This is a genomic window from Enterobacter cloacae complex sp. 309I3, from assembly GCF_050031595.1.
Classification (GTDB): Bacteria; Pseudomonadota; Gammaproteobacteria; order Enterobacterales; family Enterobacteriaceae; genus Enterobacter; species Enterobacter cloacae.
Genome location: NZ_JBLGWI010000001.1, coordinates 4,541,357 through 4,564,853, shown reverse-complemented (window position 1 = coordinate 4,564,853; position 23,497 = coordinate 4,541,357). Strand labels below are relative to the sequence as shown.

Genomic DNA, 23,497 nt, shown 5'->3' with positions numbered 1-23,497 from the left:
CCCGGCCCTCTCCCCAAGGGCTGAGGGATCCCCAGTAATATGGTCATGCCACCATGACCATATTACTGTACTCTTTTCCCAGCTTTTTCATCTCGTTAACTATATTCAGCCGTCTCACTTTCCCGGGCTCATGCCGGATGACTTCTTCTGCCAGACTCAGGTATGACAGAACCCGTCTGTGCCTGATGCTGCTTGCCTGATAGTGCCAGTGTAAACACTGCCTTTCTGCCCTGTAACCTGCCAGCCACATCACCAGGCTTGCCATTGCCGCGACCATATTCAGCACTTCCAGTCGCCCTTTTCCCTGACTCCGGCTCAGCCTCAGACCGAACCCGAAGCGTGGACTTTTGTCGTCCCGGAAGTTTTGTTCTATCTGCATTCTGCGGCTGTACAGGGCCATTATCTGGTGCGGCTCCAGTCCCTCTGCATTACTGAACAGCAGCCAGGGCTCCCGCGCGCTACTGCGGTGTTCCCGCTGTGTTTTCGGCATCCCCCCTTTTCCCTGACGCCCTGCGTCAGGGCGCTTATGCAGATAGAACCGGCCGTAACAGGGCGTTCGTGGTTTACGGGACAGGACACCGTAACCCACGCAGACCGGTTGTCCGGTAGCCTCAAGCTCACTGATTTTCATCCACTTTTTATCTCCGTCCAGCCGGAAGCTGATGCAGCCCCTGACCCTGCCGGTGAAGCTCCAGCCCAGCTGGCTGACATGCCGGAACCAGTCTGTCCGGAAGCCTGCATCCGTAATGATGGTGACGGCTTTATCTTTCGGGATGGCATCATGCAGGCGGTCAAGGAAGCGGCACTGTACATCGCTGTTCTGCGCCAGCTCTGCGGGGACAACCTCACTCATAAGCGGCAGTGAGCGACCATTACAGACCAGGCTTGCCCGCAGAAGATACCAGTTCCTGTCATGCCAGCCTGTCCAGTCGACAGCAATCACACAGAAGGGCATCAGGGAGGTGATGGTATGTGTGAGCAGATGCTGAATACGGGGAATATCCCGGTGAAGGGCGGTATTACCCAGGGCACGGTCAACACGTTTAATTTTATTTTTGACGTGCGCCCTGCCGGGAAGAGTGCGACCAAGGCTGGTCAGGGTCAGATCCGCACCGTGCGTGAGGGCAACGGCCATGGAAACAAGGACATTAATCCGGAAGCTGTGAACGTCCGGTAAAGACGCGGAGAAAAATTTCTGGCAGACTGTCTGTAAAGGCACGATGAGGTCTCTTCTGATTTGTTAGCGCAACCAGTAGATCACACTTCATCGTGCTTTTCATTTTTCTGGGGAACCCTCAGCCCCAAGGGAGAGGGTGTTCAAGTTCCCTCTCCCCTTTGGGGAGAGGGTTAGGGTGAGGGGCATTTACAACCTTAGCGTTTCTTACCCATCGCGGCCGCCAGCGCATCCATCATTGCGCTGTTACCCGCTGGCTGCGCATCACGCCCGCGCGGCTTCGCGCCTTTAGCGGCAGGGCGTTGCTGCTCACGGCCACCGCCGTTACTGCCGCGGCGCGCGTTGGTTTCACCTGGCTGCTCGTCCAGACGCATGGTCAGGGCGATTCGCTTGCGCTGCAGGTCCACTTCCAGCACTTTCACCTTCACGATATCGCCCGCTTTGACCACCGTATGTGGATCTTCAACGAACTTATCGGCGAGCGATGAGATATGCACCAGGCCATCCTGATGCACGCCGATATCGACAAAAGCGCCAAAGTTAGTGACGTTGGTGACGGCGCCTTCCAGCACCATGCCCGGCAGCAGGTCGTTCATGGTCTCGATGCCGTCGGCAAAGGTCGCGGTTTTGAACTCAGGACGCGGATCGCGGCCCGGTTTTTCCAGCTCTTTGATGATGTCGGTCACGGTCGGCACGCCGAACTGCTCGTCGGTGAAATCGACCGCTTTCAGGTTGCGCAGCGCGTTGCTGTCGCCCATCAGGTCTTTGAGTGCCTGCTGAGTCGCTGCCAGAATGCGCTCAACCACCGGGTAGGCTTCCGGGTGAACGGTTGACGCATCCAGCGGGTTATCGCCGTGGTTGATGCGCAGGAAGCCCGCACACTGCTCAAACGCTTTCGGCCCCAGACGGCTTACCTTCAGCAACTGCTGGCGGTTCTGGAACTGACCGTTCTCATCACGCCAGGCAACGATGTTCTGCGCCATCATGCGGGTTAAGCCTGCCACGCGGGTCAGCAGAGGAACGGAGGCGGTGTTCAGGTCCACGCCCACGGCGTTTACGCAATCTTCCACCACCGCATCCAGCTTACGCGCCAGCTGCGTCTGGCTCACGTCGTGCTGATACTGGCCCACACCGATGGATTTCGGGTCGATCTTCACCAGTTCCGCCAGCGGATCCTGCAGACGACGGGCGATAGAGACCGCACCGCGCAGGGAGACGTCTAGGTCCGGGAACTCCTGGGCCGCCAGCTCTGACGCAGAATAGACGGACGCCCCGGCCTCGCTGACGATCACTTTCTGCGCCGTCACTTTCGGGAACTGTTTCTGCACGTCGAGGTAGAAACGTTCGGTTTCGCGGGAGGCCGTACCGTTGCCGATAGCCACCAGCTCAACGTTATATTTCTCGCACAGTGCGGCCACCACTACAGCAGCCTTCGCCGCCTGACCGGTATGCGGGTAAATGGTGTCGGTTGCCACCAGCTTGCCGGTACCGTCAACCACCGCCACTTTTACGCCGGTACGCAGACCCGGATCGAGACCCATGGTCGCACGCAGGCCAGCAGGTGCGGCCATCAGCAGATCATGCAGGTTACGGGCAAAGACGTTGATTGCTTCGTCTTCCGCACGCTCGCGCACGGTGCCCATCAGTTCGGTTTCGAGGTGCATCAGCACCTTAATGCGCCATGTCCAGCTCACCACGCCTTTACGCCAGTTGTCTGCCGGGGCGTTATTCAGGCGCAGGCCGAGGTGATCGGTGATGATCTGCTCGCAGTGGCTCTCTTTTGGCGGCTCATCAAACTGCGGGTCGGCGTTGAGAGAGAGCTGCAGCACGCCTTCATTACGGCCGCGGAACATGGCCAGCGCACGGTGAGAAGGCACGGTTGAAATCGGTTCGTGGTGATCGAAGTAGTCGCGGAATTTCGCGCCTTCCTCTTCTTTGCCTGCCACGACGGTAGAGACGATGTGGGCGTTCTTCCACAGATAATCACGCACACGGGAGAGCAGGGCGGCATCCTCGGAGAAGCGCTCCATCAGAATGTAGCGTGCGCCATCAAGGGCCGCTTTGGCGTCTGCCACGCCTTTGTCAGCGTCGATAAATTTGGCCGCTTCGGTTTCCGGGTCGTGTGACGGTTCGTTCCACAGCAGCTCGGCCAGCGGCTCCAGACCTGCTTCAATTGCAATCTGCCCGCGCGTACGGCGCTTCGGTTTGTAGGGCAGATAGAGGTCTTCGAGTTCAGTTTTGCTCAGGGTGCCGTTAATGGCCTTTTCCAGATCGCTGGTCAGTTTGCCCTGTTCGCCGATGGATTTGAGGATTGCCTGACGGCGGTCTTCCAGTTCACGGAGGTAGCCCAGACGGGTCTCCAGGTTACGCAGCTGCGTGTCATCCAGACCGCCGGTGACTTCCTTACGATAACGTGCAATAAACGGCACGGTGTTCCCTTCATCAAGCAGGCGAACGGCAGCTTCTACCTGTTCGGCTCTGGCCTGAAGTTCACCCGCAATAATGCGGCAGAGCGAATCTTTCATCATGGCTTTATCATCTTGTGGGTCAAAAATCAGGGGATAGTTATACGGGCTGACACGGTAAAATGCCAGCCGTGGAGGGCGCTCTCGGACTATTTTACGTAGGTGATCTCATTGACGTACCAGCTCGCTTCTCCGGCAGGCGTCTGGACGACGGCTAAATCACCCACCTCCTTTTTCAGCAGCGCGCGGGCCATCGGCGAGTCGATGGAGATGTAATCCTTACGGCCAAAAATTTCGTCGTACCCGACAATGCGAAAGCGCAGGGTATTGCCATCATCATTCTCGATCTCTACCCACGCGCCGAAGAAGACTTTGCCCTCCTGCTGCGGTGAATAATCGACAATTTTAAGATTCTCGAGACATTTGGTCAGATAGCGTACCCGACGGTCGATCTCACGCAGCCGCTTTTTGTTGTACTGGTAGTCAGCATTTTCGCTGCGGTCGCCCAGGCTTGCCGCCCAGGTAACTTTTTTGGTCACTTCCGGACGCTCTTCGCGCCACAGGTAATCCATCTCTTTTTTGAGTTTTTCGTACCCTTCGCGGGTGATCAGGGGCGTTTTCATACTGTGACCTTCAGACTCGACTTCATTGCAAACATTGCGCACATTACGTATCACGTAGTCTATCAGACAGCGTTAATAATCATTTATGTGATGAATTGTGCAGATAAGCTGCTGTTAAATATGCTTTGTAACAATTTCGACTAGAATTTATACCAGAATTCGCTGGTCGAACCCGTGCACTTTTTTAGAATACGCTGTTATTAGACTATCCGAACCTTTGGGAGTACACACAATGCAAGAGAACTACAAAATTCTGGTCGTAGATGACGACATGCGCCTGCGTGCGCTGCTGGAACGTTATCTGACCGAGCAGGGCTTCCAGGTTCGTAGCGTCGCGAACGCTGAGCAGATGGACCGCCTGCTGACCCGTGAATCCTTCCATCTGATGGTCCTCGACCTGATGCTGCCGGGCGAAGACGGGCTCTCTATCTGCCGCCGCCTGCGCAGCCAGAGCAACCCCATGCCAATCATTATGGTGACGGCGAAAGGGGAAGAGGTTGACCGTATCGTGGGCCTCGAAATTGGCGCTGACGACTACATTCCTAAACCGTTTAACCCGCGTGAACTGCTGGCGCGTATTCGTGCCGTGCTGCGCCGTCAGGCGAACGAACTGCCAGGCGCACCGTCGCAGGAAGAAGCGGTGATTGCGTTCGGGAAGTTCAAGCTGAACCTCGGTACGCGTGAGATGTTCCGTGAAGACGAGCCAATGCCGCTCACCAGCGGTGAGTTCGCGGTACTGAAAGCGCTGGTCAGCCACCCGCGTGAGCCGCTCTCCCGTGACAAGCTGATGAACCTGGCGCGCGGCCGTGAATACTCGGCAATGGAACGTTCCATCGACGTGCAGATCTCTCGTCTGCGCCGCATGGTGGAAGAAGATCCGGCGCATCCTCGTTATATTCAGACCGTGTGGGGTCTGGGCTACGTGTTCGTCCCGGACGGCGCTAAAGCATGAGGCGAATGCGCTTCTCACCGCGAAGCTCGTTTGCCCGTACCCTGCTTTTGATTGTCACCTTGCTGTTTGTCAGCCTGGTGACAACCTACCTGGTGGTGCTGAACTTTGCGATCCTGCCGAGCCTTCAGCAGTTTAATAAGGTCCTGGCGTACGAAGTACGTATGCTGATGACCGATAAACTGCAGCTGGAGGACGGCACGCAGTTAGTGGTTCCTCCGGCGTTTCGCCGTGAAATCTACCGTGAACTGGGCATTTCGCTCTACTCGAATGAAGCGGCGGAAGACGCGGGTCTGCGCTGGGCACAGCACTATGAATTCCTCAGCCAGCAGATGGCGCAGCAGCTGGGTGGCCCGACGGAGGTGCGTGTTGAGGTCAACAAAAGCTCGCCGGTTGTCTGGCTGAAAACCTGGCTGTCGCCCAATATCTGGGTGCGCGTTCCGCTGACCGAAATCCACCAGGGCGACTTCTCGCCGCTGTTCCGCTACACCCTTGCCATCATGCTGTTAGCGATAGGCGGCGCGTGGCTGTTTATCCGCATACAGAACCGACCGCTGGTCGACCTGGAACACGCTGCGCTCCAGGTCGGTAAAGGGATCATTCCGCCGCCGCTGCGTGAATATGGCGCATCGGAGGTGCGTTCGGTGACGCGCGCGTTTAATCATATGGCGGCTGGCGTCAAACAGCTGGCGGATGACCGTACGCTGCTGATGGCGGGCGTCAGCCATGATCTGCGTACGCCACTCACGCGTATCCGACTGGCGACGGAGATGATGGGCGAAGAGGACGGTTATCTCGCCGAGTCCATCAACAAGGATATCGAAGAGTGTAATGCCATCATTGAGCAGTTCATTGACTACCTGCGTACCGGGCAGGAGATGCCGATGGAGATGGCTGACCTGAACGCGGTGCTGGGCGAAGTGGTGGCGGCTGAAAGCGGCTACGAGCGTGAGATTGATACCGACCTTCAGGCCGGTGAAATTCAGGTTCGCATGCACCCGCTCTCCATCAAGCGCGCGGTGGCAAACATGGTGGTGAATGCGGCCCGCTACGGTAATGGCTGGATTAAAGTCAGCAGCGGATCGGAACTCAACCGCGCCTGGTTCCAGGTGGAAGATGACGGTCCGGGTATCAAGCCCGAGCAGCGTAAGCATCTGTTCCAGCCGTTTGTGCGCGGCGACAGCGCGCGCAGCACCAGCGGAACCGGTTTAGGCCTGGCGATTGTGCAGCGTATTGTTGATAACCATAACGGGTTGCTGGAGATTGGTACCAGCGAGCGGGGTGGGTTGAGCATTCGCGCCTGGTTGCCGGTGCCGGTGACGCGGGGGCAAGTGAAAGAGGGTTAATCGGGGTGCGGCCTGATGCCCTCACCCCGGCCCTCTCCCACGGGGAGAGGGATAAACCATTAAAAAAGGCAACTTTCGTTGCCTTTTTGCTTTTACCTACAGCTTCGGTCCCGCACTCACCAGCGCTTCACCCGCTGGGGTATCGGTATACTTCTCGAAGTTCTCAATAAACAGCTTCGCCAGCGTTTCCGCTTTCTCACGCCACTGTTCCGGGGAACCGTAGGTGTTACGCGGATCAAGGATATGCGTATCCACGCCCGGCAGCGCCGTTGGAATAGCCAGATCAAACATCGGCAGGGTGAAGGTTTCAGCGTTATCCAGAGAACCATCCAGAATGGCGTCGATAATGGCGCGGGTATCTTTGATGGAGATACGCTTGCCGGTACCGTTCCAGCCGGTGTTAACCAGGTACGCCTGCGCCCCGGAGGCCTGCATGCGTTTTACCAGCACTTCTGCGTACTGCGTCGGGTGCAGCGACAGGAAGGCCGCACCGAAGCAGGCAGAGAACGTTGGGGTTGGCTCCGTCACGCCGCGCTCGGTGCCCGCCAGTTTGGCGGTAAAACCGGAGAGGAAGTGATACTGCGTCTGGCTGGCAGTCAGGCGGGAAACCGGCGGCAGCACGCCGAACGCATCCGCCGTCAGGAAAATCACCTTCGTCGCATGACCCGCTTTCGACACCGGCTTCACAATGTTGTCGATGTGGTAGATCGGGTAGGAAACGCGGGTGTTTTCGGTTTTGGATGCGTCGTCGAAGTCGATAGAGCCGTCGGCACGTACGGTGACGTTTTCCAGCAGCGCATCGCGGCGGATGGCATGGAAGATATCCGGCTCAGCTTCTTCAGACAGACGAATGGTCTTCGCGTAGCAACCGCCTTCGAAGTTAAACACGCCGTCGTCATCCCAGCCGTGCTCATCATCCCCAATCAGACGACGTTTTGGATCGGTAGACAGGGTGGTTTTACCGGTGCCGGACAGGCCGAAGAACACCGCCACATCCCCTTTTTCACCGACGTTCGCTGAGCAGTGCATAGAGGCGATACCGCGTAGCGGCAGCAGGTAGTTCATGACCGAGAACATGCCTTTCTTCATCTCGCCGCCGTACCAGGTACCGCCAATCAGCTGGATACGCTCGGTCAGGTTAAAGGCGATAAAGTTCTCGGAGTTCAGGCCCTGCTCTTGCCACTGTGGGTTGGTACATTTGGCACCGTTCATCACGATGAAATCGGGTTTGAACGTCTGCAGCTCTTCGTCGGTTGGACGAATAAACATGTTTTTCACGAAATGTGCCTGCCAGGCCACTTCGGTGATAAAACGCACGGAAAGACGGGTGTCGGCGTTAGCGCCGCAGAAAGCGTCGACAATGAACAGACGCTTGCCGGAAAGTTGTTGGGTGACGAGCCCTTTCAGATGCTGCCAGGTTTCCGGGGAGAGCGGTTTGTTATCGTTCTTCCCTTTGCCTTTGTCAGCCCACCACAGCGTATCGCGGGTGGTTTCGTCTCGGACGATATACTTATCTTTCGGCGAACGACCGGTAAAGATACCGGTATCGACGGCGATAGCACCAAGGTTAGTCAACACACCTCGCTCGTATCCTTCCAGTGCTGGATTGAGCTCTTCCTGATACAGCGTATCGTAATCGGGGTTGTAGACGATTTCCTGGACGTCGTGAATACCATAAGCCTTGAGATCTTGCGGGGTTAAACCAGTAACACGCATATCACTGCTCCTTAGCCAATATGTACTGCCTGAAATTGTAGGGTTTTTCTGAGGTTGTTAACCGCGACGGGGCTCATAGATTTACGTATCTGGTCAAAACCCTTACTAACGGAAAACGCTGCGACTCCAGTCACAGGGCAGGCGGATTATCGCAGGAATCGCTTTTTTGTTGGGGAAAATGTTCCGAAAAGGTTAATGGCTGGTGATTTTATCGGAAAGAATGTGAATGTAATCGCATACACGTAAGAAAATTACGTAAGGGTTACAGTATGAAAACGATTCATGTCGTCCGCGGATTGATGAAACAATACGCTTTTCTGGAAAAGGGATGAGAGATGGAAAACAGTGAAACGTTATCCTCTTCAACGCGCCTGGCCATCGTGCTGGTGGGCGCTTTACAGGGGCTGATTTGCTACGGGATCAGCGAGTACATCGCGTATGCGAAATTGCCATCCGATACGGTGTGGTCTTTGTGCGTGATGCCTGCAACGGTGGCGATGACCGCCACTGTCGCGCTTTCCGTGACGTCATTCAGAAAACCGTTACTCTGGCTGGCGCTCGCGATCGTTGGCGCTGTTGTCGCCGGTATGGGCGCCTGGCTTAAGTGGAGCGTGTCCGGGCTTGAACACTGGGAAATTAAAGAGGTCGTGCTTGTCTGGGGCTTTCATCTTCTGTTGATGATGCTATTGATGTTGCCATGGCTGCAAAGGCGTCTGTCGCCTGCGACGACGGCCTCGTTCTACAGTGATTTTTACGATAAGCACTGGCACAACGCGCTGACTATACTCACTATTTTTATCTCCAACGGCCTCTTCTGGCTGGTGCTTTTCCTCTGGGCTGAACTCTTCAAACTCATTGGCATTCAGTTTTTTGATCGCCTTTTCTTCCAGTCTGACTGGTTTATTTCAGTGGCGATTGGCGTGGTTTCTGCCAGTGTCGCCGTGCTGGCGCGTATGCAGGTGCGCTTGATGCGCGCATTACAAAACCTGCTTACCCTGATCGCCACCGGCCTGTTGCCTCTGATGGCGGCCTTAGCCCTGCTGTTTATTGGCGCATTGCCCGTGATGGGCTTTGAGGCCATTTCCGCACGGATATCCGCGGCGGGCCTGCTGACCGCCTTAGCGCTACTGCTCCTTTTTCTGGTGACGATTGTCTGGCATCCGCAGCGTCAGACGCTACCTTACTATGCGCTTCTCAACGGGATGGTTCGTCTCGCCATCGCTATCGTTCCCGCCTATCCGGTGTTAGCAGGGTGGGCGTTATGGCTGCGCATTTCGCAATATGGCTGGTCGCCGGAGCGTCTGTATGGCGTGCTCATTACGCTGGTAGCGCTGGTCTGGGCGGTAGGATTTTGCATAAGCGTTGTCTTCTGTCGCCGCCAGGCACAAAAGCTGCAGGCGTCTGTTATCCCGCTAACGGGGTCACTTGCGCTTATTCTCCTGATCTTGATTCATACGCCGGTGCTTGATCCGTGGCGTATCAGCGTTGAAAGCCATATGGCGCGCTACCACGACGGACGCATCAACGCGGATCAGGTCAGCCTGTATATGCTCAGCAACAGCGGGCGTAAGGGACGCGAAGCCATGCAGACGCTGCAATACGATCGGCAGTTTATGGCTGAGCCAAAGCGCCAGCGTGAGCTGTACGGCCTTCTCAGCGGAAACCGGGACGGAGCAGGGAAGATGACAGCCGGGATGCTTGAGAAGCAGTTCACACTCGCACCGGGTACGTCTCGCCCCGACAAGGGGTTATGGCAGGCGATGCTGAATAACCAGTACCGATTTGATTCCTGCAGCCGCGAGCGGAAAACCTGTTTACTGATGTCGCTGGATCTGAACGGCGACGGCAAGCCTGAAGCGGTGATTTATCAGTTTAGCGACCGCACGATTGTGGTGTACACGCAAACCGGTACCGGCTGGAAGCTGGCAGGCGATACCTGGAAAATGCCTGATGGTTTATCACGGGAAGAGCTGGAACGCGCAGTGCAGCAGGGGAAGGTGAAATCCGTTGTGAAGCCGTGGGCAGATATTGAGATCTTCGGTGAACGCGTAGAGATAAACTACGATAATGCGCTGGTGCGTTAACAAAACGGCTCCTTGTGGAGCCGTTGCTTTATGATCAGTGAACCTGCGGATCCGCCGGAGAGGCGTTGTTGCGGATTTCAGCGATATCCATCGAGTTGAACACATAGTGCGTACCGCAGTAGTCACAGTGCATATCGATTTCACCGTCTTCAGCCATAATGCTGTCGATCTCTTCATCCGGCAGGGTTTTCAGTGCGCCAGCGCAGCGTTCACGTGAACAGGTACACTTAAACTCCACGGCTTGTGGATCGTAAACCGTCACCTCTTCTTCATGATACAGGCGCCACAGCACATCGGTCGCCGACAGGTTGAACAGCTCTTCCGCCTTGATGGTTTCGGTCAGCGTCGCCAGGTGCTCAAAATCATTGGTCTGCGCATCCTGTGCGGGCAGAACCTGCAGCAGCATACCGCCTGCAGCGGGTTGCCCGTCTACTTCACCGGTACGGATGAACAGGCGAGTTGGCAGCTGTTCTGAACGCATGAAGTAATCTTCCAGGCAAGCGGCCAGGGTATCGCCTTCCAGACCGACCACGCCCTGATAGCGTTCACCTTCTTCCGGGGAGATGGTGATCACCAGGTAGCCATTCCCCACCAGCGTTTTCAGGTCGGCATTTTCAGGAACGTCGCCCTGAACGCGCGCGACGCCGCGCATCTGCTGCTGATTGTTACCGTTGATCACGGCCAGCGACATCGGGCCATCACCCTGCAGCTGCACGGTGATATCACCGGCAAACTTCAGCGTGGCGGTCAGCAGGCTGGTGGCAACCAGCAGTTCGCCCAACAGGGTTTTCACCGGCAGCGGGTAGTTGTGGTTTTCCAGAATCTGTTTCCAGGTTTCGGATACGGTGACCAGCTCGCCACGCACGGCGAATTGTTCAAACAGATAGCGGTGTAATTGGTCGTGTTGGGCCATAATAGTCTCTCGTGCAGGTGAGGGTTACTCGGTCTCACCGTGTTTAAATTTCATCAGATCGCGGCGCTCTTTTTTATCCGGTCGCCGGTCCGGGTGGGGCATGGTCAGCGCATTCATTTTGCGCGCCAGCGCGGTCTTTTCGCGCTTTTCAATGCTCTCAGCCGTCTCTTCATAAAGCTGTACGGCTTCAGATGCGGGCCGTCGTTGTTCGGTAATGGCTTTAATCACCACCGTTCGTTCATCGTTGCCCTGACGCAGCGTTAAGGTGGCATTCAGTTCAACCAGCTTACTCGGCTTGCTACGCTGGCCGTTGTAATGCACCTTTCCGCCGTCGATCATCTCGCGGGCAAGGGCGCGCGTTTTATAAAAACGGGCTGCCCACAGCCATTTATCCAGTCTTACCCCATCTGAGGGTTTTTCTTTCATGGCGTCTCCTTCACGGTCAGTGAGGGGATCATCTGACGATAGTCACCCAGCCCCGGATGCCGCAGATAGCTTTTGTCCGCCAGGCCGGAGTCAGGATTGGTCACGCCCAGGCAGTAGCGAATGCCAAACGCCGCGGCGGAATCCAGAATGGGCTCGCTGTCATCAATGAACAGCGTGCGTTCCGGCTGTAAACCGGTCTCTTCCTTCACCGCATGCCACAACCGCTGATCCTCTTTCGGATAACCAAATGTGTGGGTGGAAAGTAATAAATCAAGGTGTGACGCAAGACCCGTATGTTCCAGCTTCACGGCCAGATTATGCGGATGGGCGTTGGTCAGCAAAATACGGCGCTTGCCGCTTGCTTTCAGCGCATCCAGGAAGGGCACGGTGTCCTCACGCAGTACGGCGCGCGGGCCCTGGGCGGTGGTCATGGCACAAATATCCAAACCGAGTCGTTCGCTCCAGTAGTCCAGACAGTACCAGTTTAGCGTATGTTGCACCGCGCTATATTGCGAACGAATGAATTCCTGCGCTTCTGCCGGGGAGATACCCTGCTGTTCTCCATAGGTCTCCGGGACCAGCTTTTGCCAGAAGTAATTATCGAAGGCGAGATCGAGCAGCGTGCCGTCCATATCCAGCAGGACGGTATCAACCTCCTGCCAGGCGATATCAAGATGCATAGGGGAACTCCAGCCAGAAGAAACGTGCGCGACAGGGTAGCACAACTTGTCGCGCAGCGATGTTATCCGATCAGGCTCTCAGAGGAGGGGACCAGCTTAGGATTAAGGCAATTTTCGTAGTATTGCTGGATCTCAGCAAGCCGGGTGCGCGAACGCTGATAACGGCGCAGGGCCATGATGCCGTTCCAGAAAATAGACACCAGCATGGCGATCATCAGCAGTGATGTACCGATATAACGCCATAAACCCGCGCTGTCAGGCATCCGGTGCAGGCCGATATGGCGAGTACCGTTGGCATCGGTAAAGATGCTGGTCACAATCCCTTCGGCACTGAACGGCGTTTGCATCAGCATCTGCGCCAGACGCTGGAACTGCCCCCATTGTTCCTGAGCCGGGTAGTCGTACAGGGCAATCTGCGGATAAGGCTGATCGACCAGGTCGCTGCCTTCATCGCTGACAATCACAAAACCGCCAGGCGCCGGGCTATTCAGCGCCTGGGCCGCACGGGTGGTTTCACGCATCACAAACGGCGCGGTAGAGGTCGCCACCAGGTTATCCAGCGATTCGGCACTCACCGGGCGCAGCAGCACGTTCACCCCGTCCAGTCGACCCGCTTCGGCGCGCTTCACCAGCGAGTCCCAGTCTTTGCTGTTACCCAGGTTCACGAGCGCATTTTTAAGGCGAACGCACTCATCCTGTGCAGAACATAAATCCTGTGTTTTCAATACGATTTCGCCAAAGTCATCCAGTAGTACCATTCCGGATTTCTGAATGGCAGAACGCAGGGCAGGGCTGACGCGTGAATCATCATCGGTTTTCGGGTGCAGCTGGCGGTTGAGCGTCTGGGTGAGCGCAGTGGCTTTATTGACGACATCTGATTCCGGCAGCGGCAACGGCGGCGCATCGTTCCAGACGATTTGCGAGCAGTCGAACGGCATGAACGGCGAGTTCTGACGGGTATTCCAGGCCCCTGGGGTGTGGATGTTACACATCCCGGTCCCCTTCAGACGGAGCGTATCACCCACCCGCACGCCAGCGTCATCCAGCTGCTTAACGCTGGTGGCTTCTACGGTTTGTGCCCCTTTGATCCACGACAGGGTGAATTTGATGGGCATATCCAGCGGCACGAACAGCAGCAACAGAGCAAAGACCAGCGCTGCGCCCCCGGCGATAACCGTACTGCGTAGCCAGTGCTGAAGCGGGAAGTTTTTCACTTCATCGTGCAGGGAGAGGAAGCGCCCCTGACGCACAACATGGCGGTCAAGATAGATATCAATATCGGTTTTATGCCCCAAATCCTGTGCAATCCATGGCTGCCAGTGGCGCGGATAGATAAGGTCAATAATCCCGAGGGAGATATTGTTGATATGTTCCTGATCGTTCTCACCGAACAGGCCCCAGCGCTTAGGGGTGCCGCGCAGGCAGTGAATTTCACGCAAAGAGGTTTTGGCCGGAGGCGCAAACAGCCCCCACAGCCCGGCGGCCAACAGCAGCAGCGCACCGCCCGCGAGCCACGGGACAAACACATCCGGCGTCAGCAGACAGAAGAAAAAGAGCAGGAAGGCGGCCACAATCAGGACCGCCTCGCGAATGCCATCCGGACGACTCAGGGCGTGCTCTTCATGAGTCTCCTGACGAATGTTCAGCAGTTCAATTTGCTCGGTCTCTTCACCGCGAATGGAGGCCTGCTTTGAACTCGCGCGTTCCAGCGCAAAGCGCGGTGCTTCATGAATGTATTCATTCAGCGTATGGCCGTTCAGGGAGATGACCAGCGGCAGCGAATCGGTATGGATAAGCTCAACGCTGTTTTCGTCATTAATGTACTGCTCCCAGGAGGGAGGCAGATGCACTTCAACGGAGTCGAGGTAGTAACGCCATTTATTGGGATCGTCCGTCGTGATGCCATAACGGGTGATGGAGCGCGTCACGCAGAGCACGGTGTCGCTTTGTGCGTTCAGATTGAGGGTGACAGGCGCAGCCGTAGCCCCCGTTGGCCCGGGCGTTAACTGGGAACGGTTGAGGGTTTCGAGATAGTTTTCAACAGCATCGCGCTCTTCTTGCGTGAGTTTACGCGTTGTGGCACCGGCAAAGGCCGTTAAAAAGGGCAGCCTGAAACGACGCTGTACGCGACGCCTGTATACCCACCCTGCAACTAAAGCGCCGGCCAGCATAGCAGCGAGAACGATCAAAATGGTGCTCATGCTTTCCCCATCTTACTTTATCTTCTTACAGGTGTAGTCAGTGCACCTTTAACAATGAATGAGAGTCTGTGGTTGGCTATCGGCAAGCATGGAGTCGAACTTGAGCATTCTGCAGCGCATCCCAGTGACCGATGATGATAGCAAAGCCTGTCATGGCGCGATATCAGCAAATTCCTGGAAACATTTCAACCTCTTGACATTTGTTTTGATTTGAGGATTGATTCCTGTCAGGTTGCACAAATGTAAATAAAGAACAATTGACATTGCCGAAACCGTGCGGCGTATCGCACAATAAAGTCAGTTCACACTTCAAAGACCCGTCAAGATGAGCAAACCACTACAAAAACCCACCATTCTGAGTGTTGAAACTGTCGCGAAATCCCGGCTGTTTAATGTCGAAAGTGTGGACCTGGAGTTCAGCAACGGCGTGCGTCGCGTTTATGAACGTATGCGCCCCTCATCGCGTGAAGCGGTGATGATCATCCCCATTGTTGATGACCATCTGATTTTGATCCGCGAGTATGCAGTGGGCACGGAATCTTATGAACTGGGTTTCTCGAAAGGGCTTATTGATCCGGGTGAAACGGTCTTTGAAGCAGCAAACCGCGAGCTGAAAGAAGAGGTTGGGTTTGGCGCGAAAGAGCTATCGTTCCTGAAAAAGCTGAGCATGGCTCCCTCCTATTTTTCCAGCAAAATGAATATTGTGGTGGCTGAAGATCTTTACCCTGAATCGCTGGAAGGTGACGAGCCGGAGCCGCTGCCCCAGGTTCGCTGGCCACTGGCGCACCTGATGGATTTGCTGGAAGATCCTGACTTCAATGAGGCGCGTAACGTGAGCGCGCTGTTCCTGGTGCGGGAATGGCTGAAGGGGCAGGGGCGGCTGTAGTGGCCTGATGCCCCAACCCTCTTCCACGGGAGAGGGAGCAAACACAAAAACGGCAACCCGAGGTTGCCGTTTTGCTTTGGTGTCAGAACAGCTCGTGCGTCTCGCCGTTATCAATAATCTCTGTACCCACCTCATGTACCGCCTGCGTGGTTGGCTGCGTACCTTCGATGAAATACTCCTCACGGCTATTGCCACCGTTGGCTAACTGCCCGGTGCTGCGGTCGATATTGACCGTGACCACGCCCGGCGGTGGCGTCAGCGGCTGCTCCGGCACGCCCTCAAGAACGGATTTCATATAGGCATCCCAGGCCGGTTGCGCACTTTTGGCCCCACCTTCGTAGCCGGAAATCTGATCTTTGATCGCGCCAGACGCCGTGGTGCGGCCTAAATCGCGGCGGTGATCGTCAAAGCCGATCCAGACCGAAGTCACCACGCCCGGACCGTAGCCGGAGAACCAGGCATCTTTCGAGCTGTTGGTGGTCCCGGTTTTACCGCCGATATCGTGGCGCTGTAAATCACGCCCGGCACGCCAGCCGGTACCCTGCCAGCCCGGTTCACCGAAGATGTTGGTATTCAACGCGCTCTTGATCAGGAATGACAGCGGGGTGTTGATCACATGCGGGGCATACTCCTGCGCACCGCTCTGCGCCACCAGCGCCTGGTTTGCCTGTTCCAGCTGTGGCTGCGGCACCACGCCGTTCGGCTGCTCCTGCGACACGGCGACATCTTCCATGTCCTTGTTTTCAAGCACGTCAGACTTCGGCGTATTGCCGTAAATCACCGGAATATCGCACTCCGCACAGGCAATTTTCGGTTTCGCTTCGAACAGCACACCACCCTGGTCGTTTTCGATTTTACTGATGAAGTACGGGTCGATCAGGAAGCCGCCGTTGGCCATGACCGAATACCCCCGCGCCACCTGCAGCGGCGTGAACGATGCCGAGCCTAACGCCAGCGATTCGGTGCGCACGATGTTCTGTGCCGGGAAGCCAAAACGTTGCAGATATTCTGCCGCGTAATCGACGCCCATTGCACGCATTGCACGCACCATCACCACGTTTTTCGACTGACCCAGCCCCTGACGAAGGCGAATAGGACCTGCGTATTCCGCCGGCGAGTTCTTCGGCTGCCAGTCGGAACCGGCACCGGCATCCCAGCGAGAGATCGGCACGTCATTGAGGATACTGGCAAGCGTTAAGCCTTTATCCATCGCCGCCGTGTAGAGGAACGGTTTGATATTCGAACCGACCTGACGCAGCGCCTGCGTCGCGCGGTTGAATTTGCTCTGGTTGAAATCAAACCCACCCACCAGCGCCAGCACGGCACCGTTTTGCGGGTTAATGGAGACCAGCGCGGAGTTGACGTCTGGCACCTGCGCCAGCCACCAGGCATCGCCCACCTGACGCACCCAGATTTGTTGTCCGGTTTGTACGACATCGGTCACTTTGCGTGGCGTTGGTCCCTGTAAGGTGTCAGAGCGGTACGGACGCGCCCAGCGGATCCCGTCCATGCGCAAGGAGACTGAGGTGCCATCCGCAAGCGTTGCAACGGCTTCCTGAGGCGTGGCCTGCGTCACCACCGCAGGCAGCAGCGGGCCGTAGGTAGGCAGCGCTTTCAGCGTACTGGTGATTTTTTTACTGTCCCAGGCGCTTTCTCCCACCTTCCACAGCACGTTGGACGGGCCGCGATAGCCGTGACGCATATCGTAGTCCATCACGTTATTTCTCACCGCATCCTGTGCTGCCTGCTGCCCTTTACGGGTAACCGTGGTGTATACGCGATAACCATCTTCATAGGCCTTATCCCCATAACGGCTGACCATTTCCTGGCGAACCATTTCGGTCAGATACGGGGCAGAGAAGGCGATTTCCGGCGCATGGTAGTTAGCGTCGATGACATCGTTGCGTGCCTGCTCATATTCACTCTGGCTGATGTAGCCTTCGCTCAGCATACGTGACAGAACGACATTGCGACGTGCGGTGGCGCGATCGAGCGAGTAGAGCGGGTTAAACGTGGACGGGGCTTTAGGCAGGCCGGCAATGGTCGCCATTTCGCTTAAGGTCAGTTGCTCCACGGGCTTGCCGAAGTACACCTGTGCCGCAGCACCCACGCCATAGGCGCGATAACCGAGATAGATCTTGTTGAGGTAAAGCTCAAGGATTTCGTCTTTACTCAGCAACTGCTCAATGCGGATCGCGAGGAACACCTCTTTTATCTTACGGATCAGCGTCTTTTCAGGGCTGAGGAAAAAGTTACGCGCCAGCTGCTGCGTAATGGTACTTGCCCCCTGAGAGGCATGCCCGGAGAACAGCGCAACGCTTGCGGCACGGAAAATCCCCACCGGGTCAACGCCGTGGTGCTCGTAAAAACGGCTGTCCTCTGTGGCGATGAAGGCCTTCACCATCACAGGGGGAATTTGGTTTAAGGTCAGCGGGATACGGCGTTTTTCGCCGTACTGCGCCATCAGCTCGCCGTCGGCGCTGTAAACCTGCATTGGGATCTGGAGCCGCACATCACGAAGCGTAGCGACATCAGGTAGCTGCGGCTCAATATATTTGTACAAACCATAAATCGAGCCTGCTCCCAGCAGAATGCAACACACTGCAAGGATTAATAAATACTTTACGAACTTCACCGGAGATTTCCCATCTGGTTTCACTTGGGCAGTTTCTAAACAATCGCGCGGTAGTATAAAGGCAAGCCTGATTCATTGATATAGCCGTCACGGTGACGGGCGATAAGGAGATCGTGAAGCATGGCTTTCAAAACATGGCAAACGGGCGTTCATATTCAACAAGATAGGGTGCTGATTGTCGCGCTGGTTCGTGAGCGTCTCAACTGGTGTCTGCGCCGCTGGTGGGCGATACCGCTGACGGAAGGCATCATCCTCGACGGGAAAATTTGTCAGCCAGAACAATTGTTTGACGCATTACGCGGCTGGCGACGTACGTTGCCGCATCAGCACCGGGTGTTTCTCTCATTTCCGGCGGCGCGTACCCTGCAAAGATCGTTGCCCCGCCCGGCTATCGCCCTGCGCGACAGCGAACAGCTCTCCTGGCTAGGGGCTGCGCTCTCGCGTGAGCTGGAGATGTCCCCTGATGCGCTGTGCTTCGATTACGCACAGGACACGTTCAGCAACACATTTCATGTCACCGCTGCGCAAAACAAAGAGGTTGAAACACTACTGACGCTCGCGAAAACGCTGCATTTACGGCTGGTGACGATTACCCCGGATGCCAGCGCGCTGGCAAATTTTCTTCCTGCGGTGGTACCGGCGCAGTGTGTCGCGTGGCGAGACGAACATCAGTGGTTGTGGGCAATGCGCCACCAGTGGGGGCGCCGCTTCGCTACCGAGGCCAAAAGCGTGGCTGAACTGGCGGCACTGCTGGCTCTCGCGCCGGACGATATCGCGCTGTTTGATAGCCAGCGCGACCCGTGGGAGCTCCTCTCTCGCTGTCAGCCCCCGCTGCCGGAGTGCGGTGCCGATTATGCCGTCGCGCTGGCGCTGGCCATGAGCGAGGTGCCTGAATGAGCATGACCAATCTTCTTCCGTGGCGACAGCAACGACGCGCGCGCCGCGTGCGGTTCTGGGGAGGGCTGTCTGCGACCACCTGTATTCTGACGCTGGCAACGGTCTTCAGTCTGAGCATGCACGCCCACCTGAAACTGCACGCCCTGCAGGCTGAACTGGCGGGCATGCAGACCGTGCAGCGCGCGTTGTCTTCTCGTCTACCTCTTGCCACACCCGCTCCCTCGCGCCAGCCACAGCGTATGGCATGGCACCCGGTGCTGGCGTCACTCTCCGATGCCATTCCGGCGCAGGCATGGTTCACTGAGCTTCGTTACCAACCGCCCTCTTTGATGATTAACGGCTATGCCTCAGCACTGCCCGCCCTGTCGGCAATGGGTGATGCTCTGCGACAAATAGCGGGTTTTACCCCAGGGTCAGCAGGGGAGATACGGCAGGATAATCACGGGCGCTGGATGTTCACTTTTCAGCTCACAGGCCAGGGGTAACGTGTGAACAGAATATTTGAACGCTGGTGTGAGAGCCGTCGCCGGTACCGGCTCCTGTGCGGTGGGCTGGGCGTTGCCTTGTTGTGGGGAACCGCATGGGGCCTGTTCCTGAGGCCGCTTAATTCACAGCTTGCTGCGCTTCAGAAGCAAATGGCCGACGCCGTACAGCGCCATGCGACGCTCTGGCCTGTCGCCAGCAACGCGCCGCGCCGGACACCTGAGCCTGACGCACGCCCGGTGGTGCGCTTTTCCCCGCTGGATTTTCAGGCTGATGGCGCAACGCTGGTGCACTGGAAACCCCTTCCGGGCGGTGGAGAGCTGGCGCTGGATGCCGAGTGGCCAGCAATCCTGACGGCTTTCGCCCGGCTGGCGCAGCAAGATGTCCGGATTGCCGCCTTTACGCTTGCGCCTCAGGGCGCGGCGTTACGTCTGCGAGTGCAACTGGAGCTAGACCATGCGAAATAGCCTGCGCTACCTGCTGGTTTGCTCAGTGCTGTTACTCACCGGGATGCGCGATCCGTTTCGTCCGCCTGACGATCCCTGTGCCGTTGGCGAGCTGACGCAGTGGCACTATCGCGGCATGGTCGGCGGGGTTGCCCTGTTGCAGGACGGGAAACAGCGCTGGTATCGCCTGCACTTAGAGGAACGTTTACCGGCGGGCTGGCGGGTCAGCGCAATGAATGAGACGCAACTCGTCATAAACCTGGGTGAAACCTGTGAGCCAGCGCAATGGACATGGCAACGAGAAGGAACGAAAAAATATGAATTTAAGGATAACGCTGCTGTTACTGACGATCGTCACTCCGCTGGCCGCCGCACCGAAGCCGGTCACGCTGGTGGTGGATGACGTTCCTGTGGTTCAGGTCCTGCAGGCGCTGGTGGCGCAGGAGAATCGTAATCTGGTGGTGTCACCCGACGTAAGCGGCACATTATCGCTCAGTCTGACGCATGTTCCGTGGCGACAGGCATTACAGACGGTGATCGCCAGCGCAGGGCTGGTTCTGCGCGAGGAGGGCGGCATTTTCTATGTCCATACGGCGGCCTGGCAGCGCGAACAGCAGGAGCGTAAAGCACAGGACCGGGCCCGCAGGCAGCTTGAGGCTCCGCTGCTCTCGCAAAGCATTTCGTTTTCATACGCTGATGCCGGGGAGCTGCAAAACGCAGCGGAAAAACTGCTCAGTCCGAAGGGCAGTCTTTCTCTTGATAAACGCACCAACCGGCTGCTGGTCAGGGATAATAAAGCCGTACTGGAAACGCTACAGCGCTGGGCAACACAGATGGATATTCCCGTCGAGCAGGTCGAACTGGCGGCGCATATCGTCACCATCAACGAAAAAAGTCTGCGGGAGCTGGGGGTGAAATGGAATCTTGCCGAGGCCACTGAAGCGGGCAAGGTTGGGCAAATGACAACCCTTGGCAGTGATTTGTCCGTGGCCAGCGCCACCAGCCATGTGGGGTTTAACATCGGGCGTATTAACGGCAGGCTGCTGGATCTGGAGCTGTCAGCACTGGAGCAAAAACAGCAGGTCGATATCATCGCCAGCCCGCGACTGCTGGCCTCACATATGCAGCCGGCCAGTATCAAACAGGGCAGTGAGATCCCGTATCAGGTCTCCAGCGGGGAGAGTGGGGCTACCTCTGTGGAGTTCAAAGAGGCGGTATTAGGTATGGAGGTCACCCCAGTGGTGCTACCGGGCGGGCGCGTGCGCCTGAAATTACATATCAGTGAAAATATGCCGGGGCAGGTGTTGCAACAGGCTGATGGCGAAACGCTGGCTATCGACAAACAAGAAATAGAGACTCAGGTGGAGGTAAAAAGTGGAGAAACGCTGGCGCTGGGCGGTATTTTCTCGCAAAAGAATAAAACCGGAAGTGATAGCGTACCCGGGCTCGGTAAAATCCCCTGGCTTGGGCAGCTTTTTCGTCATGACGGTAAAGACAACGAACGGCGTGAATTAGTGGTGTTTATAACACCACGTCTGGTGGCTATTCACTGACGGGTAACGATCCCCGCAATGATTTTGCATTCAGTTTGTTGCAGATGTTTGACGTGGGGCATGAATTAGCATACAAGGAGTACCGATTTGAGTTGGACTGACGTCTTGTTGTCTTATGCGTCTGGTGCGGTGATTTAATCAGTTGCCAAACAAGCCGGAGTATTGAGATAATTTTTAGTCTGACTCTCGCTCTATTGCATATGAGGTTTCAGTTCATGTCCTGCTACGCCGGGTGTCTGCGAAGCGGGGATTACCATTAACGAATAGTCTTAGTAGTACCGAAAAAATGGCAGAGAAACGCAATATCTTTCTGGTTGGGCCTATGGGTGCCGGCAAAAGCACTATTGGGCGTCAGTTAGCTCAACAACTCAATATGGAATTTTACGATTCTGATCAAGAGATTGAGAAACGAACCGGAGCTGATGTGGGCTGGGTCTTCGATGTAGAAGGCGAAGAAGGTTTCCGTGACCGAGAAGAAAAAGTGATCAACGAACTCACGGAAAAACAGGGCATCGTGCTGGCGACCGGCGGCGGTTCTGTAAAATCTCGCGAAACCCGCAACCGTCTCTCCGCCCGTGGCGTAGTGGTCTATCTTGAGACGACCATTGAAAAACAGCTGGCACGTACGCAGCGCGATAAAAAGCGCCCGCTGCTGCAGGTTGAAACGCCACCACGCGAAGTTCTGGAAGCGTTGGCCGATGAACGCAATCCTCTGTACGAAGAGATTGCTGATGTGACCATTCGTACTGATGATCAGAGCGCTAAAGTGGTTGCAAACCAGATTATTCATATGCTGGAAAGCAACTGATTCTGGCTTTATATACACTCGCCTGCGGGTAAAAGCATTAAAGGTGGATGTCGCGTCATGGAGAGGATTACAGTTACTCTCGGGGAACGTAGTTACCCTATCACCATCGCGGCTGGTTTGTTTAACGACCCAGCTTCCTTTTTACCACTGAAAGCGGGTGATCAGGCGATGCTGGTCACCAATGAGACGCTGGCTCCGCTTTATCTTGACCGCGTTCGCCACCTGCTTGAGCAGGCGGGCGTGAAGGTCGACAGTGTAATTCTGCCCGATGGCGAGCAGTATAAAAGCCTGACGGTACTGGATACCGTCTTTACCGCATTGCTGCAAAAACCCCATGGTCGCGATACGACACTGCTTGCTCTCGGCGGCGGTGTTGTGGGCGATCTGACGGGCTTTGCGGCAGCAAGCTATCAACGTGGTGTCCGTTTTATTCAGATTCCGACCACCTTACTGTCTCAGGTCGACTCTTCCGTTGGCGGCAAAACCGCGGTCAACCATCCGCTCGGCAAAAACATGATTGGCGCGTTCTACCAGCCTGCTTCGGTGGTGGTGGATCTCGACTGTCTGAAAACCCTGCCAGCACGCGAACTGGCCTCTGGCCTGGCTGAAGTGATCAAATACGGCATTATTCTCGACGGCGAGTTCTTTAACTGGCTGGAAGAGAATATGGATGCGCTGCTGCGCCTGGATGAGGCTAAACTGGCATACTGCATTCGCCGTTGTTGTGAGCTGAAAGCAGAAGTTGTTGCAGCAGACGAGCGTGAAACGGGCTTACGTGCTTTACTGAATCTTGGGCATACGTTTGGCCACGCGATTGAAGCCGAAATGGGTTACGGAAACTGGCTCCACGGTGAAGCTGTCGCTGCTGGCATGGTGATGGCTGCCCGTACCTCCGAACGTCTGGGTCAGTTCAAACCGGAAGAGACGGCACGTATCATCGCACTGCTGGAACGTGCTGGCTTGCCGGTAACCGGGCCGCAGGAGATGTCGGCGCAAGCGTATTTACCCCACATGATGCGCGATAAAAAAGTATTGGCAGGTGAGATGCGTCTTGTACTCCCGCTTGCAATAGGGAAGAGTGAAGTGCGCGGCGGAGTGCCGCACGATGTCGTTCTTGGCGCTATCGCTGATTGTCAGCAGGCGTAACAACTAGAAAGGTCAGGCCACTGTTACCGGTGGTCGTTTAGCTTCAGGCGAAATGCAAAGTCGTAG

Annotated in this window: 20 protein-coding genes; 11 read left to right on the top strand and 9 right to left on the bottom strand. The window is 56.3% G+C overall.

The features are described 5' to 3' along the window. Positions 1-43: 43 nt before the first annotated feature. From ACQG22_RS21925 to greB, 3 genes are all read right to left on the bottom strand, one after another. Positions 44-1,219 (bottom strand): IS4 family transposase, encoded by a 1,176-nt coding sequence (locus ACQG22_RS21925; RefSeq protein WP_038418736.1) that lies wholly within the window; start codon positions 1,217-1,219, stop codon positions 44-46. Between the two features lie 152 nt (positions 1,220-1,371). Continuing rightward, positions 1,372-3,702 carry a Tex family protein gene (locus ACQG22_RS21920; RefSeq protein WP_058660997.1) on the bottom strand — a complete coding sequence of 777 codons (2,331 nt, stop codon included), beginning with the start codon at positions 3,700-3,702 and terminating at the stop codon, positions 1,372-1,374. Between the two features lie 86 nt (positions 3,703-3,788). Then, positions 3,789-4,262 (bottom strand): transcription elongation factor GreB, encoded by a 474-nt coding sequence (gene greB, locus ACQG22_RS21915; protein WP_013099090.1) that lies wholly within the window; start codon positions 4,260-4,262, stop codon positions 3,789-3,791. 232 nt (positions 4,263-4,494) lie between these two features. Here greB and ompR point away from each other — a divergent pair, with 232 nt between their 5' ends. Together ompR and envZ are read left to right on the top strand one after the other, a co-directional pair. Further along, positions 4,495-5,214 (top strand): two-component system response regulator OmpR, encoded by a 720-nt coding sequence (gene ompR, locus ACQG22_RS21910; RefSeq protein ID WP_006177890.1) that lies wholly within the window; start codon positions 4,495-4,497, stop codon positions 5,212-5,214. After that, a complete protein-coding gene (envZ, locus tag ACQG22_RS21905) occupies positions 5,211-6,557 on the top strand; it encodes a two-component system sensor histidine kinase EnvZ (protein WP_029882169.1) in 1,347 nt (448 codons plus the stop codon). Before ompR ends, envZ begins: the two co-directional genes overlap by 4 nt. 96 nt (positions 6,558-6,653) lie before the next feature. Here envZ and pckA read toward each other — a convergent pair whose 3' ends face one another. Further along, positions 6,654-8,273, bottom strand: coding sequence for a phosphoenolpyruvate carboxykinase (ATP) (gene pckA / locus ACQG22_RS21900; RefSeq protein ID WP_014833557.1), 1,620 nt, complete (start codon positions 8,271-8,273; stop codon positions 6,654-6,656). 335 nt (positions 8,274-8,608) lie between these two features. Here pckA and ACQG22_RS21895 point away from each other — a divergent pair, with 335 nt between their 5' ends. After that, complete coding sequence (locus ACQG22_RS21895; RefSeq protein WP_222169121.1) at positions 8,609-10,357, top strand: DUF4153 domain-containing protein; 1,749 nt, start codon at positions 8,609-8,611, stop codon at positions 10,355-10,357. 34 nt (positions 10,358-10,391) lie between these two features. On the opposite strand, the gene hslO is transcribed toward ACQG22_RS21895, so the two are convergent. From hslO to ACQG22_RS21875, 4 genes are all read right to left on the bottom strand, one after another. Next, complete coding sequence (gene hslO, locus ACQG22_RS21890) at positions 10,392-11,270, bottom strand: Hsp33 family molecular chaperone HslO (protein ID WP_013099084.1); 879 nt, start codon at positions 11,268-11,270, stop codon at positions 10,392-10,394. 24 nt (positions 11,271-11,294) lie between these two features. Next, complete coding sequence (gene hslR, locus ACQG22_RS21885; protein WP_013099083.1) at positions 11,295-11,696, bottom strand: ribosome-associated heat shock protein Hsp15; 402 nt, start codon at positions 11,694-11,696, stop codon at positions 11,295-11,297. Next, positions 11,693-12,376, bottom strand: a complete 684-nt coding sequence (gene yrfG, locus ACQG22_RS21880) for a GMP/IMP nucleotidase (RefSeq protein ID WP_013099082.1) — start codon at positions 12,374-12,376, stop codon at positions 11,693-11,695. Before yrfG ends, hslR begins: the two co-directional genes overlap by 4 nt. Positions 12,377-12,438: 62 nt before the next feature. Beyond that, the gene (locus ACQG22_RS21875) at positions 12,439-14,577 is read right to left on the bottom strand and encodes an intracellular growth attenuator family protein (protein WP_013099081.1); all 2,139 of its coding nucleotides are present in this window, start codon (positions 14,575-14,577) and stop codon (positions 12,439-12,441) included. Between the two features lie 325 nt (positions 14,578-14,902). Here ACQG22_RS21875 and nudE point away from each other — a divergent pair, with 325 nt between their 5' ends. Beyond that, positions 14,903-15,463 carry an ADP compounds hydrolase NudE gene (gene nudE, locus ACQG22_RS21870; RefSeq protein WP_029882167.1) on the top strand — a complete coding sequence of 187 codons (561 nt, stop codon included), beginning with the start codon at positions 14,903-14,905 and terminating at the stop codon, positions 15,461-15,463. An 82-nt stretch (positions 15,464-15,545) separates the two neighbouring features. Here the strand turns inward: nudE and mrcA are convergent, their stop codons facing one another. Next, complete coding sequence (gene mrcA, locus ACQG22_RS21865) at positions 15,546-18,098, bottom strand: peptidoglycan glycosyltransferase/peptidoglycan DD-transpeptidase MrcA (protein ID WP_013099079.1); 2,553 nt, start codon at positions 18,096-18,098, stop codon at positions 15,546-15,548. Between the two features lie 120 nt (positions 18,099-18,218). Between mrcA and ACQG22_RS21860 the strand changes: the two genes are divergently transcribed. The 7 genes from ACQG22_RS21860 to aroB all read left to right on the top strand — a co-directional run bounded on the left by ACQG22_RS21860 (position 18,219) and on the right by aroB (position 23,431). After that, positions 18,219-18,995: a DNA utilization protein HofM gene (locus tag ACQG22_RS21860; RefSeq protein ID WP_369706780.1), complete on the top strand. Its 777-nt coding sequence runs from the start codon at positions 18,219-18,221 to the stop codon at positions 18,993-18,995. After that, positions 18,992-19,480: a PilN domain-containing protein gene (locus tag ACQG22_RS21855; protein WP_222169124.1), complete on the top strand. Its 489-nt coding sequence runs from the start codon at positions 18,992-18,994 to the stop codon at positions 19,478-19,480. Before ACQG22_RS21860 ends, ACQG22_RS21855 begins: the two co-directional genes overlap by 4 nt. Positions 19,481-19,483: 3 nt before the next feature. Beyond that, positions 19,484-19,945, top strand: coding sequence for a HofO (locus ACQG22_RS21850; protein WP_114519300.1), 462 nt, complete (start codon positions 19,484-19,486; stop codon positions 19,943-19,945). Continuing rightward, entirely contained in the window at positions 19,935-20,327 is a 393-nt protein-coding gene (locus ACQG22_RS21845; RefSeq protein ID WP_246932334.1) for a HofP DNA utilization family protein, read from the top strand. Before ACQG22_RS21850 ends, ACQG22_RS21845 begins: the two co-directional genes overlap by 11 nt. Further along, complete coding sequence (gene hofQ / locus ACQG22_RS21840) at positions 20,242-21,477, top strand: DNA uptake porin HofQ (RefSeq protein WP_038981443.1); 1,236 nt, start codon at positions 20,242-20,244, stop codon at positions 21,475-21,477. The genes ACQG22_RS21845 and hofQ overlap by 86 nt, the downstream gene beginning before the upstream one ends. Before the next feature lie 286 nt (positions 21,478-21,763). Continuing rightward, positions 21,764-22,285, top strand: coding sequence for a shikimate kinase AroK (gene aroK, locus ACQG22_RS21835; RefSeq protein ID WP_003861630.1), 522 nt, complete (start codon positions 21,764-21,766; stop codon positions 22,283-22,285). A gap of 57 nt (positions 22,286-22,342) precedes the next feature. After that, positions 22,343-23,431: a 3-dehydroquinate synthase gene (gene aroB / locus ACQG22_RS21830; RefSeq protein ID WP_029882162.1), complete on the top strand. Its 1,089-nt coding sequence runs from the start codon at positions 22,343-22,345 to the stop codon at positions 23,429-23,431. Positions 23,432-23,497 lie beyond the last annotated feature (66 nt).